This is a genomic window from Cyanobium gracile UHCC 0139, assembly GCF_034931325.1.
In the GTDB taxonomy this organism is placed as follows: domain Bacteria; phylum Cyanobacteriota; class Cyanobacteriia; order PCC-6307; family Cyanobiaceae; genus Cyanobium; species Cyanobium gracile_B.
The window spans coordinates 30,617-50,858 of sequence record NZ_JAYGHX010000008.1; the positions used below are offsets into that span (position 1 = coordinate 30,617).

Here is a 20,242-nt window from a genome sequence, read left to right on the forward strand (position 1 = left end):
CCCGCCTGAATCATCGAATCGATTTTGGCAGATCAGCCATGGTAATCGTCCGCAGCTGGATCTCTGTCGGCAAGTCGAATGAATTGATTATTCGTACTGATTGTCGCTTGTTAATCTTATCCATCAGATTTCTGACCTCGCGCGCATTTCCGAATGAATCTGGGTTGGAGGATTTAAGATCTTGCAGAAGGACGGAACATTGATCAAGGATGTCATCGCCAGCCACCCACCCCCTCTTTTTCATGTCAATTCGCACAATCTCGGAAAGCTCCTTTTCGCTATACCCTGGAAAGTCAACAAGAGTAGTAAAGCGAGACTTGAGGCCAGGATTAGTTTTGAGAAGATTGTCAGTTTCCTTGGGGTAGCCAGCCAGAATGACGGAGATACGGCCTACATTGTCTTCGATAAACTTAATGATTTCACTTATCGCTTCTTTGCCAAAGCTGTCGGCATCATCCTTGCTTTGGCCGGCGAGTGCATAAGCCTCGTCAATGAACAGCACACCGTTCAAAGCCTCGTTGAGAACTTCTCTCGTCTTCAGAGCTGTTTGCCCAATATAGCCCGCAATAAGATCAGATGCGGTGGTTTCGGTGAAATGGCCACTTGATAGAGTTCCAATTGCCTTCATGGCTTCTCCCAGCAATCTAGCTACCGTTGTCTTGCCAGTTCCGGGTGGGCCAGTAAAAACAAAGTTCAATGATGAGTCAAGGGATGGAAGGCCCTCATTTGCTCGGAATGTGCCTGCAATCTGTACTGCAATAAGCTCGCGTACTACACTCTTGACATTGTCTAATCCAACGAGACTGCCTAAGGTGTCGTAAACCGATTGAAGACCACTAAAGCTCGAAGATAGGCGCCTATCTAGAATGGCTATTCCAAGTTCATCGCCCTGCTCAGCGGCCTTGTTAAACCACTTCAACGCTTCGGCGGAATCCTGCACCACCCTTTCACCTCTTGAATACATCGAACCAATAATGACTTGCGCTGTTGCATCGCCATTCTTGGCGGCCATTAAATATAACTCATCAGCCTTGGCTTTGTCCTGAGCCACGCCTTGGCCCTGAGAATACAACCCCCCGAGATAGAATTGCGCCGTTGCATCGCCCTGCTCCGCGGCTTCGCTTAGCCATCTAGCCGACTCGACAAAGTCCTGCGCGATACCTTGACCTTGGTAAAGCATCACGCCAAGCCTGGACTTCGCTTCTATATTTCCTTGCTCAGCAGCCTTACGACACCACTTCACCGCCTCAACATAGTCCTGTGCCACACCTAGACCTCCGCTGTACATCGCCCCGAGATTGACTTGCGCCTCTGCATGGCCTTGCTCAGCGGCCATAAGTAGCCACGTTGCCCCCTCAGCAAAATCCTGTGCCACACCCTGGCCTCCGACATACATCGCGCCAAGAATGAATCGTGCCAGTGCATCACCCTGCTCAGCGGCCTTTCGATACCACTTCACCGCAACGACATGATCCTGTGCCACCCCCTTGCCTTCGCTATACATCAAGCCGAGATTGACTTGCGCCTTTGGATGGCCCTGCTCAGCTGCCTCATTAAGCCATCTCGCCGACTCGGTGAAATCCTGCGTCACTCCTTGGCCAGAGCTAAACATCATTCCGAGGTTAACTTGTGCTTCTGATTCGCCCTGCTCAGCAGCTTTGATAAACCACTTCACTGCCTCAATAGCGTCCTGCGCTACACCTCGGCCAGAACTGAAAATAATGCCGAGGTTAGTTTGTGCCATTGCATCACCCTGCTCAGCGGCCTTTCGACACCACTTCATCGCCTCAATATCGTCCTGCGCTACTCCAGTACCGTAAGCATAATCTAAGCCGAGAAGACGCTGTCCAACTGCATCACCCTGTTCAGCCGCCTTGCGATACCATTTCGCCGCCTCGACATGGTTTTGTGCCTCACCTTGACCCCGTTCATACATCAACCCAAGATTGACTTGCGCCTCTGCATGGCCTTGCTCAGCGGCCATGCGGCACCATTTCATCGCCTCAACATCATTCTGGACAACTCCCATGCCCTGGTTGTAAAAAGCGCCGAGTCCAAACTGCGCCTCTGCGTGGCCCTGCTGAGCGGCTTTGCGAAACCACTTCACAGCCTCGGCATCATTCTGGACAACTCCCATGCCCTGGTTGTAAAAAGAGCCCAGTCTAAACTGCGCCTCTGGGTAGCCCTGCTCAGCGGCTTTGCGACACCACTTCACAGCCTCGGCATAGTCCTGTGCCACAAGCTTTCCCCCGAAATACATCATGCCGAGAAAGAGTTGAGCTTCTGCATAGCCCTGATCAGCGGCCTTGCGACACCATTTCATCGCCTCGACGTGATCCTGTTCCACACCTTGCCCCTCGCAATACATTGCGCCTAGATAAAGTTGTGCCATTGCATCACCCTGCTCAGCGCCCTTTCGATACCACTTCACTGCCTCGAATTGATCCTGTGCCACAGGTTGGCCATTGCTATACATCAACCCGAGAGTGACTTGGGCCTCTGCATGGCCCTGCTCAGCAGCCCTACGGCACCATTCCATTGCCTCAACATCATTCTGAATTACTCCAGTGCCTTGGGAATAGGCAGCGCCGAGTCTAAACTGCGCCTCTGCTTCGCCCTGTTCAGCCGCCTTGCGATACCATTTCGCCGCCTCAGCATGGTCTTGTGCCTCACCTTGACCCCGTTCATACATCAACCCAAGCTTGACTTGCGCCTTTGCATGGCCCTGTTCAGCGGCCATATGGAACCATTTCATCGCCTCAGCAATATTCTGGACAACTCCGATGCCCTTGTTGTAAAAAGCGCCAAGTCCAAACTGCGCCTCTGCGTGGCCCTGCTGAGCGGCTTTGCGAAACAACTGCACCGCCTCGGCAAAGTCCTGAGCGACACCCTGGCCTAAGGCATACATACGAGCAAGCTTTGATTGAGCCTTTGCCTCGCCTTGCTCGGCTGCCTTGCTATACCACTTGACCGCCTCAGCAAAGTCCTGCGCCACACCCTGGCCTTCGCAATACATATCGCCAAGTTCTGATTGAGCACCTGCTTCGCCCTGCTGAGCTGCTTTTCGATACCACTTGACAGCCTCAGCAAAGTCCTGTGCCAAACCCAAACCTTCGCTATATATAAACCCGAGATAGAATTGCCCCAAAGCAGCGCCCTGCTCAGCAGCCTTCTGATACCACATAGCTGCCTTGATATCGTCCTTCAACACCCCCCGGCCCATCCAATGCATCATGCCGAGACTGATTTGCGCTTCTGCATAGCCCTGATCAGCTGCTTTTCGATACCACTTAACCGCCTCAGCAAAGTCCTGTGCTACACCTTGGCCTTCAAAATACAGATCACCAAGCTTTGATTGAGCCTCGACGTCGCCCTGCTCAGCGGACTCGAGACACCGCTTTACCGTCTCGGCATCGTACTGCACTGGTCTGCTCCTCCGTTTTCATAGAGAGTAATCAGATTTCAGCATACCCCAGAACAAAGTCAGCAGATCAAAGTTCAATACGGGCTCTCGATGCAATTTAAGTAGTTAGGCTTCTCTAGCGAAACACATTCTGCTGCAGGACTTCAAGTCAGTAGAATCTAGCTGGTAAGTCTTGCGGTAAACCAGGCCACCATCCTGCACCGACTGTGTGACCCGCTGACCTCCGCCTAGCCCAAGTGTCCGCAGCAGTGTGCCAATAGCTGGAGCTGACAGCCGGATTCTTGGAAGGATCAAGGTACCGAAGCAAGTCTTCGAGAGCCCCCTCCTGCGCCGGACCACCCGGACACCCCGGACAGGGGGGCTTGGCCCACTCAAAGTTCTCTTCTATGCAAGGGAAGGAGGGATTTCATCAATTTTCTGCCTGATGGTGGGTTGTCCGCCCTGTCCGGGGAGTCCGAGGTGATGTGTGAACAAGGGAGGGGCGTGGAGGGCTCCCCTGTCCGGAGCTTGATGTCTCCCTGTCCTCCCTGTCCGGGTCAGCTGGCGATTGATGCCCCCGGCTGCTGGATCAATGGGCTCGCGTGCTCGGGGGGAAGGTACTGCGCATAGTCCTTGGCCCTGTCCACCTACGGGAACCCTGAAGGCAGCTTCCCCGAACCCCATGGCTCGATACCTCTAGCGCTTCGACCCCTACGGCTGGCCCCTCGAACGCATCGACACCCTCACCGGTGAGCACGTCCCAGTCTTCACGGGCGCCCCTGACGAGTCACTTCTCCCCCAGGACGGCGAGCGAACCATCTCGTGCTGCTACCCAAGGGTGGCGGGAGTGGCTTGGTCCATGGCGAGCTGGGCGGTGCTTGCCGCTCTGTGAAGCGCGTCAAGGGTCCGCCAGATGGCCTTCAAGGAGATAACGCGGGTAGGGACGATCAGTACGGCACCAGTAGCGAGGTGCCAGCAGTGGAGGGAGTGAATCTCATCGAGGTGAGACTGCTTGTGAAGCCGGCTAGGAATGGCAGGATAAGGTACAGGAAGGCTGGAGTAAGAGTGCATATATCCGTTTACGTTAAGATTTTGTCCTCAACCAGGTTCAGTTACTGCGGCTTCAAGTCTGGAGTCGTCACAGCTAGAACGCCAGCCAGCGAGTGGTACTCGCTGGGGGCATGCAGGGTCATTGGCGGCGGGCACAAAGGAGCTACCCTGAATGAGGGAGCCCTTGGTGCCGATTCCTCCACCTTTGCCAAAGCCGCAAGTGTGGCCCTTGCCGGCAAGGAGTGGGTCATTTCGCCCAAAGATTCCTTGATATTGGCACTCAACCGAGCGGCAGCGTCCCGCACCGGCGTAGAAGAAGCCGGTTGGGCAGCTGTTACCCATTTCGGTCTGGATACCGGGGCGGGTTATCTGATCAATGTAGGTGGTGGATTGCGATCGCACACAGCCTGCGTAGTCAGCAGCTGGCAGGCAGGCTTCGTGAGTCGCGGTGGGGACTCCGGCATTGGCAGGAGATATAATGAGCAGGACCAGGCTGGCGGCAAGCGAGGAAGGGAAAGGACGGAACATGGGAGCTGGGTGTAATGAAGTGGGAGCCACGTGGTGGGGTCGACCACCTGCTCCTCTTGACCTCTTCACCATCGCCCCAAAGCACATTGCCCCACATCCCGAGAACGGGGGATTTCTTCTTTCAACGCCCACCACCCCAATCCAATCCAGTTCAGCCAGTGACTAGCGAGTGACCCTCTAGGGCTGACTCAAGGCTGATCAGCCCTGCAGCAATGGACTTCACAACCGCTTTGGTTCGATTGTCGACACGAAGCTTCTGGTAGATGTGCTTCACATGGGTCTTGACGGTCTCAGGGCTGACGACCAACTCCTGGCTGATCTTCTGGTCGGTTAGCCCAAGCATTAGTCGACTGAGGACCGCTCGCTCGCGCTCGGTCAGCGGTTCGATTGGCGTTGGCGGCTGCTTCTGGAGCACTTCAGCGACTTGCTTGGGGTAGTAAACCCCTCCTCTTGCCACGACCCTCAGTGCCGGCATGAAGCGACCCGACTCAAAGCAGATTCCATCGCAGCCCCTTGCCAGAGCCTCTCGCACGAGGGTTTCGTTGGAGTCATCGGCGATGAGCAGCGTCTTGATGGTGGGGTGCAGAGCCTCTGTCCGTGCCACCAACGAGAGGCCAGTCCCCTCCTGCAGTTTCTGGCTGACGACCAGCAGAGATGGCTGGTGCTTTCGGACCAGTTGAAAGGCTTCTTCTTCCGTCGTGGCGGCTCCCACCAGGCTCTTGTGGACCGGCGTGATGCACATGAAGGACCCAAGCCACTTCATGTGCTCCAAGCAGGCGACGGTGGTTAGACCATCGAGGATCTCCTCCAGCTCCTCAAGCAAGACGGGGATCTCCTTTAGGACAGCCGATAAATCCAAAGCTGAATGGGCATCCGGCCCACATCATCGCTGGGTACGCGCCTGTTTTCTGCGCAGCTCAGGATGCCTGCCTCCGATCAGCTGGTGACACTGCTGGCGGTCAGCCTGACTCGGGCTGAGACCCACTGGTATGACAGGGAAGTTTCTGCAGAACTGGCTTGCTGCCTCCGGGGGATGGTTTGGTGGGCCATCAGATCACCACGTCTCCGCTGCTGTCCAGCACCGCAAGCAGTTCCGTCAGCATCTGCCGAACAGCTGGACCCTGCTCAGGGTCGTGGACCGCACCGAAGGCGCGGGCGGTCATGCGGGCTTCGATCTCCTGCAGAGCAGCTGTGGGGTCCATCAGGAGCTGGATGCCGATGTCGGCGGTAGTCAGGTCATTGACTTGAGGCAACTGTCTACAGGGTTCCCAAGGGCGCACACGCGACCATGAACATCCCGACCAGAATCGGCCCGTTGTGGTGTTGGAAGGCCTGCTGTGATGTTTAGATGTCGGGTCTCCGATGCCTGCATGATCGCCCCCCAAAGAAACGAAAGGAAGAGCCTCTGCTCCCCTGTATGTGTGCTGTAGTTCGATCGTCCAGACTCGATCAGTGGCAGGATATCCAGTTACAAACCTGCTAGCTTGAGGGCCAACTTGGAGAAAGGTTTGCCTAGCCAGGTTGGTTACCGGATACTTAGTTCAAAGGTCTTTGCTTCGTTCTGCCCCCCCCAGTGGAGTCATTTCAGAGAGTCTGCCTCCCAATAGCCTGACAGGTATTGCCTACAGAGCCAGGAAGCGCAGTCAGGACTCCGCTGGCAACTGAAGCAATGGCGGCAATCAGTGTTGGGGTGTTCCTAGTCATGATCTTGAGATGGTTTCAGTGCCTCCCCTCCCTCTCTTTTCCAATTCCTTATTCTTTAGGCGACCACTCATTGCCCATAGGAGATATTGTTGTGTTGGATGGAAACGGCCAGGGAGTTTCCAAAGCCGACTGATGCTCAAGATCCTACAGAAAAGCGGCATGCCCGTTTAGGTCTATAGTGATATTCTACCAGTATAGGCTATAGTTAGTGGAGAGAAGAGTTATCGCCGAAAAGGTGGCAGTCTTGCCATTTCTTCCAGTCATCTCCATGAAGCAGAGTAGGCCCTTGTGAGCGGGCACAGGAACACTTATGTATCCGCACTCGCCAGGGTTGCCTTTGAACTCCTTGCCGTTCAGACTTATCGCAGAAGCGACAGTACGGACGCTTTGATAAGAGGTGAGACGGGTGGAGCTGGGAATCACAAACCGCATTGCATCGCCGTTCTCCCGGACAAACATTAGTGTGAGTGTGTTGTTGTCATTGCGGTAATTGAACTCTTGGCAGGCCACCTTCCGAGTTGTGACATTCAGTTCTTCCCAGATGTGGTAGCAGCCGAGGGCAGGGCCTCCTGTCCAAGAGAGTTCAGCTAAGGCTGGAAATGGGCAGGCCACCAGTAGAGCGGCAGCAGTGGCAGCGAGGCAGGAATGATTCATCGTTTTTGATGTTGTTGGGGTCATCTTTTTCCCTGTCTTATGTTTAGAGTCTCTAGAGTCAGAGATATGTAATAGATTGCACCCATCCAGGAACGGACAGAGCGTGCTACGAGCATCAAGACACTATCCGCGGAATCTGAATTGCGCGAACGGCAGGGATATTCGCCTACTTGCAAACCTCATGTGGCTTCCTGACAGATGAGAAATTACCAAAGAAAGGGGAGAAACTGTATGGTGAAATGAAAAGTATCATTGGGCTCCTTGAATTCCTATTGCCTATGCCCTGTACGAGTGAATCTGGGTTATATCCGAGCAGCAGTCTGAGGCGAACCCTCTTTCCTGGTAGTGTAATGACCATAGACCGCCAACTTCATGACTCCACAGAATGCCCACCTAGGGGGCATGTGGAGGGCTTTTGAGGCTTTGAAGAGGGTGTTCGGACGTTGTCATGTCGGGTCTCCTATGCAGGCGAGCTACCTACCTCAGAAAACAGACGAGGCGTCCTTACTCCCCGTCAAGGGTTTTATGTTCAAGACGGCCCGACGTATGGGAGCTGGCGCTCAATTGCAGTTTCTGAACACCATGTTTCCAATGTATTGCGTAGTGCATTGAATAGATCCGCTCGGGCCCTGAATGTTGTCGAACTGAATATTCTCAAGCCGTTGGCGTTGATGTTGGATACTCTGCCCCCCGCAGCTGTAGTTGCCAAAGCCAAGACTCGGTGAAGTCTGAAGATAGTTGCCAGTGCATTGAGCCTTGGCCGGAGCAGTAAAAGCAAGGGCTGAGGCTCCAAGAAAGGAAGCAAGCAGAGCGAACTTGATCATGATTTAGAGGTGATTGTAGAGGTCGCCCCCTGGACCTCTTCACCATCGCCGAAGACGATCTGCCCACGCATCCCCCGTACAGGGGATTCGACGGTGAATCTCGCTGACCACCCCGCTTGGTTGATCTGACGGCCGATGAAGGCGGTTCTGAGGTACGCGCAACAAGCTCCTAGGTGCCGGTGGCGCACAGCGCCCCGCTCCCCTATTCTGGGGATCTTTCGGGCTATCCCCCAATCTGGGGATGCATCTGCAGGGCCACTGGGCGGATGTTGAGGAGGTCAAGGGGGGCGACCCCTACAACCATCTCAAGATCATGAAAGCGATCTTCAGTGCTATTTCATCAGCAGTAGTTTCCAGTGCAGTCCTCCTGGCACTCCCACAAGAAGCGAAGGCTGGGTGTGGCAGGGCCTATGGCACGGTCAGGGTCTGCGGCGATCCCTCTACCCAAGTCTGGACAATCGTGGATGACTCGGATGGGGCTACAATGACCGGCCAGTGTGGAAATGGTGCAAGCTGGAATGGATGGTCAGATTATTATGCAAGATCCATGTATCAGCATGTATGCGGTAGCAGTCTTGGTTTTGGTAGTTAACGTAGTTTCTGCGATCCCTTGATGTCGGGCCGGTCTGAATACAAAACCCGCCACGGGAAATAAAGACGCCGCGTTTCGTTTCTGAGGTGGCGATCTCGCCGGCATCGGAGGCCCGATAACTCTTCTCCCAACGCCCAGCCCAACACCTCAACTGCCCGCCTCCCCCAGGCGGGCATTTTCATTCCAGGGTGGGGGTCATCTAGTCGCAACAGTCTCCGAGCTGGCCGTGTCCATGGGAATCCCTAGTTGGGGGGATGTGGTGAGTGATACACACGGGGGATGGTGAAGAGGTCAGAGGTGAAAGGGACCGTTCCTCGGTACCCCCCCCCCTCGACCACACCACAACCCCTCGTTCGATGTCCTCACCCACCAAGCGCGTCAACTACTACGGAGTCGTGGGATCGGCCGTCCTCGGTGCCGTTTGCATGCCGTTCGCCGCACCGGTGTTTTTTGTTGCTGCTGGTGCCGTGGCGGCTGCCGACTGGATGGCCGCAGAAGAGAAGAGATTTTCTGAGGCTGAGGAAGACGTTGACCGGCAGGCTTCCGCCAAGGTCAAGGATCTCAAAGCCAAGGCCAAAGCCGCCAAAGCCAAGGCCGCAGCCACCAAGGCCAAGGCCAAGGCCGCCAGGGAAGAAATGGCCAGGGAGGAAGCCGCCAGGGATGCAGCAGCCAGGGCCAGGGCTCGTCAAGCCTGGGAGGCAGCCCAAGCCAGGGCCGCAGCCGAAGCCAAGAAGTACCAAGGCCCTGCATGGGCTGAAGCATTGGGGATCCCATCGGGCACCCAGCTAACTCTGGAACTCGTACAGCGCCACTACCGCCAAGCAGTCATGCGCACACACCCGGATAGAGGCGGCAGCCCCGCAGCATTCCACATGGTGCAGAGCGCTTGGGAAACCGCCAAGCAGGAGCTGGCCTGATGCACACCATCCACGCCACCCTCGATCACCCCGACGCCGCCCCCGGCAACCGGAATCTCTACTGCTTCACCGATCCCGCCACCGGCCTGGTCGGTGAGCCGCTGATGGAGGAAGCCACCAGCGTCATCCAACACCTGTTCATCTTCAACGACGAGCAACCGGGCCCCGTGACCATCCTCTTCACCGACGATGAGGCGGAGGCAGCCGCCACCGAAGTCGACTCTGGCTTCCTCTGCACCCTTTCCGACCCCCAGCCGGCCCGCGATGGCACCGACTACACCCTCGTCGTCACCTATCCCCGGCCCGTCGAGGAAGCCTTCAACTGCGGCCAAGCATTCCTCGGCGCTTACCTGACCGTCTGGCTGTGCCCGGCGCTGCTGCGGTACTTCCCCGCTGTGCCCAGCGCCCTGAACGTCTGGATCTGCCCTGAGTGACCCGCCGGCCATCACCCCCGCCCATGACCCGCCGCCTTCTCCCCGTCGTGCCCACCGCCGCGGCCCTTTTGCTGGGGGCCGCCCCCGCCATGGCCGCCCCGCCGGTGCTCACCATCGGCCGCTGCGTCTACCGCCACCAGGGCACCACCGGCACCGTCGAGACCTACCTGCACACCTGTTATCGCAGCAGCACCATGGATGAACCGATAGCGGTCGACTGCCGCACCATGAAGGTCGCCAACTACCTGGGCTCAACGTTGATGGATCTCGGGAACGATGGAAAACTCCGCCCCGGCTGGCAGCCGTGGGAGACACCCGACCCAAACGACGAGAGCCCCGACACCTGGCTGCTGGTAGAAGCCGCCTGCACCACTGGACGGTCGGCCGTTCCCACCCGCACCAAGCCATGACCATCGACCACATCGCCGCGGCTCGTATTGCGGCACTGATCCCCGAGCTTTACCGCCTTGTCGGCCAGCTTGAGGAAGCCGCACCAGGTCGCTCCTTCACACCTGACGGCCACATGGTGGGCAGCTTCGGAGAGGTGCTTGCTGCCGCCCGGTACGGGCTGACCCTCACCACAGCCAGCACCCGCGAGGTGGATGCCATCGCGCCAGATGGCCGCGAGGTGGAGATCAAGGCAACTGGCGGCAAAAGCATCGCGATGCGTGGCGAACCGAAGCACCTGCTGGTGCTCAAGCTGGAGAAGGACGGCACCGCCATCACCGTCTACAACGGGCCGGGCGCCCTGGTCTGGGCGGAGTCGAGACCGGCAAACGGTCGCAATGGGCAAAGCACCATCAGCCTGTCCAAGCTGCGACAACTGCAGGCCCAGGTGCCAGAGCATGACCGCCTGCCAGAGGTGATGGGCGGCATGACACGAGATGAACTCAAGGGCGCCCCACTGATGCTCAGCACCGGGCGGGGGTTGCCCCCAGACCCAAACGAGCCGGACATCAAGGACGACCTGGCGGCCTGGTGCGCCTACCACGGGATCAAGTACGGGAGGGGCCCCGCCGGGGAGGCCCCATGACCATCGCCGCCCTGCCCCAGCTGCCGCCCCGATAACTGCCAAATCGCCCAGGCCCGCCGCGCCGAGCTGATCGTGGCGCTGGGCGGCTGGCCGACCGCCGTGCCCCTTGCAGTCTGGGCGCAGATGGGAGCAATGTTCATTCATCACCACGCCCCCCATGAGCAGCCACACCGCATATCAAGACCTTCCCGAGCGATCGACAAACTTCGCCCACAACGAAACCGGCATCAGCGGCGAGTACTTCGTAATGCACATGCTCAGCCGCCAGGGTTACATCTGCTCGATGAGCACGGGCGCCGCCAAGGGTATCGACATCATGGTTTACGACCCTGAGACGAACAAGTTCTGCAAAGTCGAAGTTAAAACCGCTCGGGACGCCTACCGCAGCCCGAAAACTGAGCCGTTCTATGATTGGCCTGTTAGCTCGAAAGCTGAGCAACGAAGGGAATCCAACCTGGTCTATTGCTTCGTCCACCTCGGGCAATCCCTGAAGGACACCCGCTGCTTCCTTTTCCGTGCTGAAGACGTCGCCAACCTCGTCACCAAGGAACATGCCGACTGGGCAGCCACCGGCAAGGACGAAGCTACCCGAAAAAAGCGGATGGATTCCACGCTCCGGAAGTTCTGGTTCGACGAAGCCAAGAATGCCACAGCCCATGAAGATGCCTGGCATCTGATCAATGAGGCCCTGACCTGACGATCGCCCACTGGCATGCCCGCCGACCCCTTTCCTCACCACCACACCACGCCTCCATGGACTCCTGCAGCGCCCGGCGCACCCTGCCCGATCTACTCACCGCCACGACCGATGCGATCGACGGCGAAAACCTCGACATCGACCGGCTGGAGCTACTGCGCCGGGTGAACGATGGCCGGCTGCAGCCCGAGGACGAACTCAAGGCGGTCGACTACCTGCTCTCGGGGATCATCGGCCTGGCGGATCAGGTGAGGATGCACCTATGAGATCCCCTGCTTTCCTCGATCGGCTGCGGCGCCACGACTTCTATGCCGTGGCCAGGCGAGGCTCCTTCGTCTACTGCTACTTGCGTCCCGACGGCTCCCCCTACTACGTGGGCCTGGCGTCCTACGGGTTTCGCCCGGTGCACCCCAAGAGCCACGCCTGCGGCGTCCCCGCCGACCAGCGGTTGATCCGCGTCCTGCGGTCTGGGCTGACGCCCGAACAAGCAGGCGAATGGGAGCGCCGCTACATCGCCCGGTGGGGGCGCCGGCGTGACGGCGGGATCCTTGAGAACCACCTGGCCGGCGGGAACCACGGCAGCCGCCGTGCAGGGCGCCTCGATCCGCTCGACGCCCTGATCGCCGCGGTGCGGGCCTAGGTGTTCTGTCTCAGCAGGTTGTTCAGTGACAAGGGGTGTGAGGCTGCTACGGGTTGAGGTGCGACCCACCAACCCCGACCTCACGACTTCATGCATAGCCACCCCAGTGCCCGACTGACCCCAGTCAGTCGGCAACGCTTGATCAGCCGGCACCACGTTGAGGGCGTGCCGCTCATGACCTTTGCGGTAGAAGCCAGAATCAGCCTGAGCTGCGCTTGTAATTGGCTGGCGCACTTCCGTTCAGGCGGTCAAACGACCCTGACGGCTAGACATAGTGTGCGCCGCACCCAACGGCGGAGGCTCGATCCGGAGCATCTGCAGTAGGCCATGGAGCTCAGGCACCCGCGTTGAGCCGAGGGTGGCGGAGGTGAGTCGCCCTAGGGGATGGGATTCCTCCCTCAAGAGGCGAAGGCTCGCTGAGTAGCCCTCCTCACCCCCCTTCCTGCGCCGAACCACCCGGACACCCCGGACGGGGGTTTTTCGCCACCTCTCTTCGTTGGCTGCTCTGCAGAAGAAGGGGGGGTCACATCATTTGTCTTGTGACGGGGTGTCCACCCTGTCCGGGAAGTCCGCGGTGAGCTGGTGACTGGGGAAAAGGGCGAAGTGCTTCCCTGTCCGGAGCCTGTCCGGCCTTGTCCGAGACTGAGGGCGATTGATGCTTGGCTGGCGGGGCCCAATGGGATCGAGTGCTCGGGGGGAATGTGCGTCACGGGCGCTTCAACTAGGTGGCCAGAAAGGATACGCGGGTTCAACGTCAGTAGTTAACCACCTTTGCATGAGCCCCGAGCCCGTTAGATCGTTGACTCAACGGCCTGCTGCATCCACTGGATCAGGCGCTCCGCGCCGTCAGCGGCAATCTCCTGGAGCGTCTTGCGACCACTGATCGCCTCCGTGGCGACCCTGGCCTTGAGCTCGGGGCTGTTGGTGTGGGCTTTGATCATCGGTGGGAGCCCCCTCGAAGCGAGGGTATTCCGCCTTAAGGACTAGAGATGGGACACGTCAAGAAGATGCAGACCACCTCGCACACAACATTAGCGATAGAACGGTCCCAGATGACTCATAATGCCATAGCCTCCCGAAAGATAGATCCTGGAAGACACGTTCCAGGTAGAAGCCGACCTTCATGAGATTTTATTCAGTCTTGCGCAGTCAATGAGATCTGATTGGGGCGCATTGGAAGCTGACACGCCAGCCTTTATGCGGTTCCTGATCCTGCGGCTATAGGTCAATGCAGCGACGCACCCTACAAGTGGCAGAGGGGCGGGCACCGAAGCAGGAGCACGTCTACTTAGGGAAACAACACCACCAAACGGGAGCCATTGGTCTGATGGCAACCCACTTAATGTGCCAATGACCAACTCGGGGCTTACAGGGAAGGATCCGAAGAATAATGTATGTCCAGTAGAGTTCTTCCCATAGAAGTATGTCGAGTATTCCACGGGAGTGGGCGCCCCAGATCCTTGATCTGGCGGGAGGTAAGGAATGACCGTACCGCCAGAGACGCTGAAGCCGGTACCACTAATTTGAATGAATGTGCCGAGTGATTCCTCGGGTACACCAGCGCCACCAGTGACTCTCATGCTAGTTGGCTGACTTATTGAGTCATCAATGAGCCCTTCAAGAATCCCTTCAACACCCGCAAAGTAGAAGTCAAAGTCAAGAGCGGCTGACGCAGGGCTGGGAAATGACACGCCAGCAATTACCAGTCCTGGCAGGATCGCTGCAGCCGAAATAACTAGTCGTTGCCAATGGGAGATTCGCACCTTGGCTAAGAAGGGAAGTATATATAGAGTACAAGAGCATGATCTATTCGGGCTAGACTCTTTATGCAAAAGTGGTGCATTTCTGCATCGCGAGAAGAGGCTGAGGAAGAGGCTGCCCCCTCTGCCAGGAAAGATGACGCCTATCCATCCCGTCCGTTCCAACCACCAGAGGACCTGATGGAACCGATCAATGCGTAGTTACAGCGAGGCCGTCAAGACTGATGACCGCCGGCGGATAAGCCGCTGAAACCGCCAGGTCAAAGCCCTGAAAAAGAGAAGCAGTGACAGATATCCTTTTAGCCCTCCAGCTCCTCGGCCAAGGCGAGCACCCCCGCCAGCACCTCCCCGTACTGCTCCGCGAGGGAATCGTGCTCCTCTGAGCCAACAGGCGCCGCCTTGCCCCTTCGTGCCAGTTCGGCCAGTTGCTTCCGAAGCTCGGCAAGACGAATACGGCGTGGACCCGGTTCTGGCATCGTTTCAGCGCAGCGCCTCGCAGGCTTCACCGTCCCCATCGCCATCGAGATAGGTGTGCCCTTCCCTCAGCAGCTGTTGGGCCCGCTCCCATGACCCCACGTTCCGGCAGTACCAACGCCGCCCCGAGCTCGGAGCGGCTCCGCCATTGATGATCGTGAGGTTCACCGGGCGCTGGGGTCTGGCTACTGGCTGGCTCTGCCCTCCTCGCTGGGCAGCCCTCCAATCCCATGGACGCTCGATACCGCCATCGACCCGCCAGACCCCCACGCGGTAGCGCTCGGCCAGCTTCTCCCGATCGAGGTAGGCCCACTGGTCGCATTGCTTCAGGTACTGCCGGTATGCGAAGGCATGGCCTTGCTGGACCAGGGTTAGGCCGGCATTGGCTCCGTTCGAGGCGAAGACCTCGGCAACGGTCCGGCCGTAGCGGTCCCTCGTCTCCGTCTTCAGCGTGACTGTAGAGCCGACGGGGAGGAGAGCTTGGAGGGCCTGCCTTGCCTGCTGCCCGTAGGGCGACTGAGCCGTTTCCGGTGCATCGATGCAGGCCACACGAATCGTGAGCTTCTTCCCGCCGTCGAGAACGCGCAGGGTGTCGCCGTCACCGACCGAGATCACCGTGGCCGCAGCGGCTGCCAAGGGGGTGAGCAGAGGGAAGAGCAAGGCAAGGGCCACGCTCTGTATGGAGAGGAGAGGGGCGAACCGCATCAGGGCTCGGGGGGGCTGGAGTTGTTGAGATCTTGGCGGGCTGTGGCGAGGAGAAGGAGCATCGTGTGGGTCAGATGCTCAACCGATGGTGGCTGGAGAAGGTCGCCCTCGTGGATGAGGTCACTCCTCCATCGGCTAAGGCCAGCGGGGTAGCCCTCCATCCCGCGCCGGGCCACCCGGACCACCCGGACAGGGGGGTGCTTGCCCCTCTCATGTTTGTCTGCTGGAGAAGGGAGGGAGGGGCAGAACAAATATCTGATGGTGGGGTGTCCGGCCTGTCCAGGTAGTCCGGGTTGGGCTGTGGACAGGGGACTGGGGGGTTGTGCCGCTTTGTCCGGACCCTGGTGCCCCCCTGTCCGCCCTGTCCGGATCTAGCTGAGATAGACGCCCCGGGCTGCTGGGCTCAGATGGATCGCATCCTCCGTGGGGGGTGAGAGGGACCGGATCGAAACCCTGGCGCTGCCCGCCCATGGGAACCCTGTACCCAGCCGCACCACCACCATGAATCGCCATCTATGGCATCTCGACCCCGAGGGCTTGCCCCTCGAACGGATCGACACCGTCACCGGCGAGCACGTCTCTGTCTTCACTGGACAACCTGAAGAGATGCTTCTCCCTCAGCATGGTGGGCGCCAATTGGCCTGCATCCTCCCGAGGGTCATTGGGGTGCCTCCCCCCCCCAGTAGCGGCTTACTTAGCTGCGTTCATGAATATCCTGAAGGGAAAGCACACCTAGGGCGCAGCTGGGCCGGTGCTGGGCGGCTGGGCGTTGGAGTGTAGGGAGCCAGCTAGTGGTACCCCGCCATGAGGCGGAAGGGCAGGAAGGACGACCGTGTCCCGGTCGCTTCTGTAGAGGCCCGCGTAGACGAGCAGCCCAAGCACCACGAACACCCCCTGGGCCGCCACGGAGGCCATCGAGAGCCACGGGTAGGCATAGCCACCGGCCAGAAACGTCGAGATGTCCCAAAGGCCATGGGCCACCATCGCCGGCCAGAGGAGGCCCGTGTAGCGGCGGAAGACATACAGGAGGATGCCGCTCAGGGCCGCCAGGACCACCTGGATCGCACCGATCCAGCCCATCCCCATGGCCATGTTGGGCAGATGGAACAGCCCGAAGCAGACGCCGGTCCAGATCGCGGCGGTGGATTCCGAGCGGCCACCCTGGCGCAGGCAGCGCAGGAACAGGCCGCGGAACAGCAACTCCTCGGCGAAGCCCACGCCGACGCCGGCGGCGAGGATGGCCAGGAGCAGGTCCGGCGGCACCGCGCTCCACTGGATGCCCACCAGGCGGAAGGCGATCATCGCCATCCAGGCCAGCATCGACAGCTTCATCAGGCCGGTGCAGCGCAGCCGGACGGGATCCCGCCAGACATGGTCCCAACGGCACCAGCGGGTGAAGGCCAGCAGCGCCAGGCCGCCGAGGCTGAGGGGGAAAACCGCCGTGGCGAAGGCATTGCCGGCCGTCTTGAACCAGTCCGTGTAAGGAATGCCGGTGCGGAATTGCAGCACGCCGGCCAGGGCGCTGTAGGCGAGCCAGAGCGCGATCCCCAGACGGATCGTCGGACGGACGCGCGGGCCCCGGACGCCCTCCGCTGCGCCCTCCGTTGCGATCGTCTCCATCAATGCGCGACACCTCTCAGGGCACTGCTAGCGACACCAGGGGGCCGTGTCACCCCGCTCCGGGCGAAGCGGACGCCGACCGCCGCGATGGGTACATTCGGAGCAGTCCCAACCCTGCCGATGCGCCGACTCCCGATCCTTGCCGCCTCCCTGCTGGGCCTGGCCTCCGTGGTGGCGGCGACGCCGGCGCTGGCCGACACCGTGCAGGCCCGCTGCGATGTCTTCCCCGCTGGGGACGACAAGGCCACCTCCTCCGGGCTGTGCACCTTCTCGCAGCGGCAGGGATTCGTCAGCATCGAGCTCAAGGGCGGCCAGAGGATCGAGCTCAAGCCCAACGAGAGCACCCCCAACGCCTACTTCGATGGGCGCGGTGAACCGGCCAAGCGGGAGATCCTGGACGCCAACCGCGGCCAGGTGTACCGACTGGAAAACCAGTCGATCTTTGTCTTCTGGGATCCCGCCCCCTACGGCAAGGCAGCCAGCAGCACCACCCCCACCCCTCCCGCGGCGAAGCCACCCGAAATCGTCCAGCTGCTGCTGGGCATCCGCCAGGTGAAGTTCGAGGGTGCCTGCCGGGTCAACTTCAACAAGGCCGGCAAGTACTTCAGCAAGACCTCCGCCTGCACCCCGGCCCAGGTGACCCAGGCCGAGGACGCCATGCAGCGCTTCTTCCGGGAACAGGGCCTCTGAGGGGCCCTGGGGTGCGCAGACTACTGGCGCCGGATCGGGCCGGTGGTCTGCGCATCGGAATCGAACCAGCTGTTCTCATTCTTGAGACGCGGGTCGCCCTGGATCGTGTAGGTGATGAAGCCGGACTTGAACACCAGGGCGCCGTCAGAGAGTTTGCTGGCCACAGACTTGCCGTTCACCACCACCTTGTTTTTGCCATCGATACGGATGGTAGAAACGGTGCGACCGTCCACATTCCTGGCGATCCACTGGCCGGCGTAAGGCGAAACCGCCGTGTCAACAGTACCGAATCCGGCCTTGGCATTTTCAGCCTTGGTCTTGTTGATGTCACAGCCCTTGAGCTCGGTGACCTGGGTGCAGCCAGACTTCTCGAGCTTTTTGGCATAGGCCGGATCAATCGCGTGGGAGGCGAGCGGCATCGACAGGCCGATCGCGGCGGCAGCAACGGCCGTGGCCAGGATGGTTTTGCCTGGTTTCATGCTGGAGACTCCACTGGAAGGCACCAGCATCTTGCCACTCGCCGGCCGGGGCTGGGTCGCACCTCAACCATGGTGACCTCACACCCTTAGTCAGCCGGAACAACCTGGGGCAGTTCACACCTCATACGCCTCCTGGCTGAAGCGACTCCCGGACGTGATCCCCCGGGGGCTGTCGACCGGGAGGCCGGGCAGAGGTTCGCTCAGCTGCTGGGCCCGCTCCCACGACCCAACGTTCCGGCAGTACCACCGCCGCCCCGAGCTCGGGGGGGCTCCGCCGTTGATGATCGTGAGGTTCACAGGTCGCTGAGGTCTGGCTGCTGGCTTGCTCTGACCACCCCGCCTGGCTGCCCTGAAATCCCATGGACGCTGGATCCCGCCATCAACCTTCCAAACGCCAAGCCGGTAACGCTCTGCCAGCTTCTCCCGATCGAGGTAGGCCCACTCATCGCACTGCTTCAGGTACTGCCGGTAGGCGAAGGCGTTGCCCTGCTGCACAAGGGTGAGGCCAGCGTTCCGCCCGTCAGCGGTGAAGACCTCGGCGACGATCCGGCCATAACGGTCTTTGGTCTGGGTCTTCAGCGTGAGGGTTGAGCCGACGGGGAGGAGAGCCTGGAGCGCCTGCCGGGCCTGCTGGCCGTAGGGCGCCTGCGCCATCTCGGGGGCGTCGATGCAGGCGACGCGGATGGTCAGCCGCTGGCCACGGTCTAGGACACGGAGCGTGTCGCCGTCACCGATGGAAATCACCGTGGCTGCTGCTGCGGCCAGAGGCGTGAGCAGAGAGATGGCCAGTGGCAGGAAGCCCAGCAGTGGGGTGAGCCGCATCAATGCTCGGGGGAGTGTCGGGATCTTGGCAGCTCAGATACTGATTAGTGGGAATGCTGCAAGCGGTGGGCTATGTGCTCGGGGGGGGGGGCATGAGAGAGCTAGCAAGCTGGCGAGAACACAGGCTTGCCAGGAGGCGCCATCTCCCCGTCGCCCGCAGTTTGCTTGACCAGGCCCGCAGGAGGGGCGAGTTGCTCCCATTATGGTTTCAGCCCATCCAATGGCCGCCTCCACCGGTATTGAGGTGTGTGCCCTTGGTTCGATGCCCTCCCCCCTCCAACCCCTGTTTCGCAGGGCCGCCACCGGCGGACTGATCGCGGCCGGTCTGCTAGCGACAGGACTCCTGGCCACCTCCGCCGTACCCAGACTGCAGGCCGCCTCCGCGAAGGATCTCCCCGATCCGGCCGTGGCCGAGACCCCTGCTGGCAATCCGGCCACAACCGCCACGGCGGTGCTAGCTGGGGGGTGTTTCTGGGGCATGGAGGCGGTCTTCGAGCACGTCAAAGGCGTCAAGGAGGTGGTAACCGGCTACGCGGGCGGCACGGCGGACACCGCCGACTACGAACGAGTGAGCAACGGCGACACCGGTCACGCCGAAGGCATCCGCATCACCTACGACCCCGCCCGGGTGAGCTATGGCCAGCTGCTGAAGGTGTTCTTCGCGGTGGCCCACAACCCCACCGAGCTGAATCGCCAGGGGCCCGACGTGGGCAGCCAGTACCGGTCGGCGATCTTCCCCACCAACCCCGAGCAACGGCGAGTGGCTGCGGGCTACATCGACCAGTTGAACCGTTCCGGGGTCTTCAAGCAGCCGATCGCTACCACGGTGGAGACCTGGCGAGGCTTTATCCCCGCCGAGGATTACCACCAGGACTTCGTGGCACGGAATCCCACCCATCCCTACGTGGTGTTCCATGACAAGCCCAAGGTGGCCCGGCTTGCAGCAGAGTTCCCAGGGTTGTACCGATAGGGTTCTTGCTCAGAACTGGTGCAGATGGTGGTTGAAATAGCCCGCCCTCGGGGGGGGGGTGGGGGGGGGGGGACGTTCCATCCACCGGTGCCAGCGATCAGAGGTACCCGCCCACCTTTGAGCCGGACACCCGGACACCCCGGACGGGGGCTTTTGCCACCTCTCTTCGTTGACTGCTCTGGAAGGGAGGGGGGAACCTCATCAAAAGTCTGATGGGGGGTTGTCCGCCTTGTCCGGGCAGTCCGA

Annotated in this window: 19 protein-coding genes; 10 read left to right on the forward strand and 9 right to left on the reverse strand. The window is 59.9% G+C overall.

Annotation, left to right across the window (positions count from 1 at the left end):
• Positions 1-10: 10 nt before the first annotated feature.
• The 3 genes from VB738_RS12700 to VB738_RS12710 all read right to left on the reverse strand — a co-directional run bounded on the left by VB738_RS12700 (position 11) and on the right by VB738_RS12710 (position 6,234).
• The gene (locus VB738_RS12700; RefSeq protein WP_323306085.1) at positions 11-3,424 is read right to left on the reverse strand and encodes an AAA family ATPase; all 3,414 of its coding nucleotides are present in this window, start codon (positions 3,422-3,424) and stop codon (positions 11-13) included.
• A 1,708-nt stretch (positions 3,425-5,132) separates the two neighbouring features.
• Positions 5,133-5,804 (reverse strand): response regulator transcription factor, encoded by a 672-nt coding sequence (locus VB738_RS12705; RefSeq protein WP_323306086.1) that lies wholly within the window; start codon positions 5,802-5,804, stop codon positions 5,133-5,135.
• Positions 5,805-6,030: 226 nt separating this feature from the next.
• Entirely contained in the window at positions 6,031-6,234 is a 204-nt protein-coding gene (locus VB738_RS12710; RefSeq protein ID WP_323306087.1) for a hypothetical protein, read from the reverse strand.
• Between the two features lie 2,946 nt (positions 6,235-9,180).
• On the opposite strand from VB738_RS12710, the gene VB738_RS12715 reads away from it, so the two are divergent.
• From VB738_RS12715 to VB738_RS12750, 8 genes are all read left to right on the forward strand, one after another.
• Positions 9,181-9,672 carry a J domain-containing protein gene (locus tag VB738_RS12715; RefSeq protein ID WP_323306088.1) on the forward strand — a complete coding sequence of 164 codons (492 nt, stop codon included), beginning with the start codon at positions 9,181-9,183 and terminating at the stop codon, positions 9,670-9,672.
• Positions 9,672-10,106 (forward strand): hypothetical protein, encoded by a 435-nt coding sequence (locus tag VB738_RS12720; RefSeq protein WP_323306089.1) that lies wholly within the window; start codon positions 9,672-9,674, stop codon positions 10,104-10,106. The genes VB738_RS12715 and VB738_RS12720 overlap by 1 nt, the downstream gene beginning before the upstream one ends.
• Positions 10,107-10,129: 23 nt before the next feature.
• On the forward strand, positions 10,130-10,516 hold the full coding sequence (locus VB738_RS12725; RefSeq protein WP_323306090.1) for a hypothetical protein: 387 nt from the start codon (positions 10,130-10,132) through the stop codon (positions 10,514-10,516).
• Complete coding sequence (locus VB738_RS12730) at positions 10,513-11,139, forward strand: DUF6998 domain-containing protein (RefSeq protein WP_323306091.1); 627 nt, start codon at positions 10,513-10,515, stop codon at positions 11,137-11,139. The genes VB738_RS12725 and VB738_RS12730 overlap by 4 nt, the downstream gene beginning before the upstream one ends.
• A 157-nt stretch (positions 11,140-11,296) precedes the next feature.
• A complete protein-coding gene (locus tag VB738_RS12735; RefSeq protein WP_323306092.1) occupies positions 11,297-11,836 on the forward strand; it encodes a hypothetical protein in 540 nt (179 codons plus the stop codon).
• A 56-nt stretch (positions 11,837-11,892) separates the two neighbouring features.
• Positions 11,893-12,102 carry a hypothetical protein gene (locus tag VB738_RS12740; protein ID WP_323306093.1) on the forward strand — a complete coding sequence of 70 codons (210 nt, stop codon included), beginning with the start codon at positions 11,893-11,895 and terminating at the stop codon, positions 12,100-12,102.
• Complete coding sequence (locus VB738_RS12745) at positions 12,099-12,476, forward strand: hypothetical protein (protein ID WP_323306094.1); 378 nt, start codon at positions 12,099-12,101, stop codon at positions 12,474-12,476. The genes VB738_RS12740 and VB738_RS12745 overlap by 4 nt, the downstream gene beginning before the upstream one ends.
• 90 nt (positions 12,477-12,566) lie before the next feature.
• A complete protein-coding gene (locus VB738_RS12750; RefSeq protein ID WP_323306095.1) occupies positions 12,567-12,800 on the forward strand; it encodes a leucine zipper domain-containing protein in 234 nt (77 codons plus the stop codon).
• A 467-nt stretch (positions 12,801-13,267) separates the two neighbouring features.
• Here VB738_RS12750 and VB738_RS12755 read toward each other — a convergent pair whose 3' ends face one another.
• From VB738_RS12755 to VB738_RS12770, 4 genes are all read right to left on the reverse strand, one after another.
• Positions 13,268-13,417 carry a hypothetical protein gene (locus tag VB738_RS12755; protein WP_323306096.1) on the reverse strand — a complete coding sequence of 50 codons (150 nt, stop codon included), beginning with the start codon at positions 13,415-13,417 and terminating at the stop codon, positions 13,268-13,270.
• 1,118 nt (positions 13,418-14,535) lie between these two features.
• The gene (locus VB738_RS12760; protein WP_323306097.1) at positions 14,536-14,712 is read right to left on the reverse strand and encodes a hypothetical protein; all 177 of its coding nucleotides are present in this window, start codon (positions 14,710-14,712) and stop codon (positions 14,536-14,538) included.
• Positions 14,713-14,716: 4 nt separating this feature from the next.
• Positions 14,717-15,415, reverse strand: coding sequence for a thermonuclease family protein (locus tag VB738_RS12765; protein ID WP_323306098.1), 699 nt, complete (start codon positions 15,413-15,415; stop codon positions 14,717-14,719).
• Between the two features lie 732 nt (positions 15,416-16,147).
• Positions 16,148-17,035 (reverse strand): CPBP family intramembrane glutamic endopeptidase, encoded by an 888-nt coding sequence (locus VB738_RS12770; protein WP_323306099.1) that lies wholly within the window; start codon positions 17,033-17,035, stop codon positions 16,148-16,150.
• Between the two features lie 120 nt (positions 17,036-17,155).
• On the opposite strand from VB738_RS12770, the gene VB738_RS12775 reads away from it, so the two are divergent.
• Positions 17,156-17,725: a hypothetical protein gene (locus tag VB738_RS12775; RefSeq protein ID WP_323306100.1), complete on the forward strand. Its 570-nt coding sequence runs from the start codon at positions 17,156-17,158 to the stop codon at positions 17,723-17,725.
• Between the two features lie 20 nt (positions 17,726-17,745).
• Here the strand turns inward: VB738_RS12775 and VB738_RS12780 are convergent, their stop codons facing one another.
• The gene (locus tag VB738_RS12780; protein WP_323306101.1) at positions 17,746-18,204 is read right to left on the reverse strand and encodes a hypothetical protein; all 459 of its coding nucleotides are present in this window, start codon (positions 18,202-18,204) and stop codon (positions 17,746-17,748) included.
• Between the two features lie 114 nt (positions 18,205-18,318).
• Complete coding sequence (locus VB738_RS12785; protein ID WP_323306163.1) at positions 18,319-19,026, reverse strand: thermonuclease family protein; 708 nt, start codon at positions 19,024-19,026, stop codon at positions 18,319-18,321.
• 220 nt (positions 19,027-19,246) lie between these two features.
• On the opposite strand from VB738_RS12785, the gene msrA reads away from it, so the two are divergent.
• Positions 19,247-19,996: a peptide-methionine (S)-S-oxide reductase MsrA gene (msrA, locus tag VB738_RS12790; protein WP_323306102.1), complete on the forward strand. Its 750-nt coding sequence runs from the start codon at positions 19,247-19,249 to the stop codon at positions 19,994-19,996.
• Positions 19,997-20,242 lie beyond the last annotated feature (246 nt).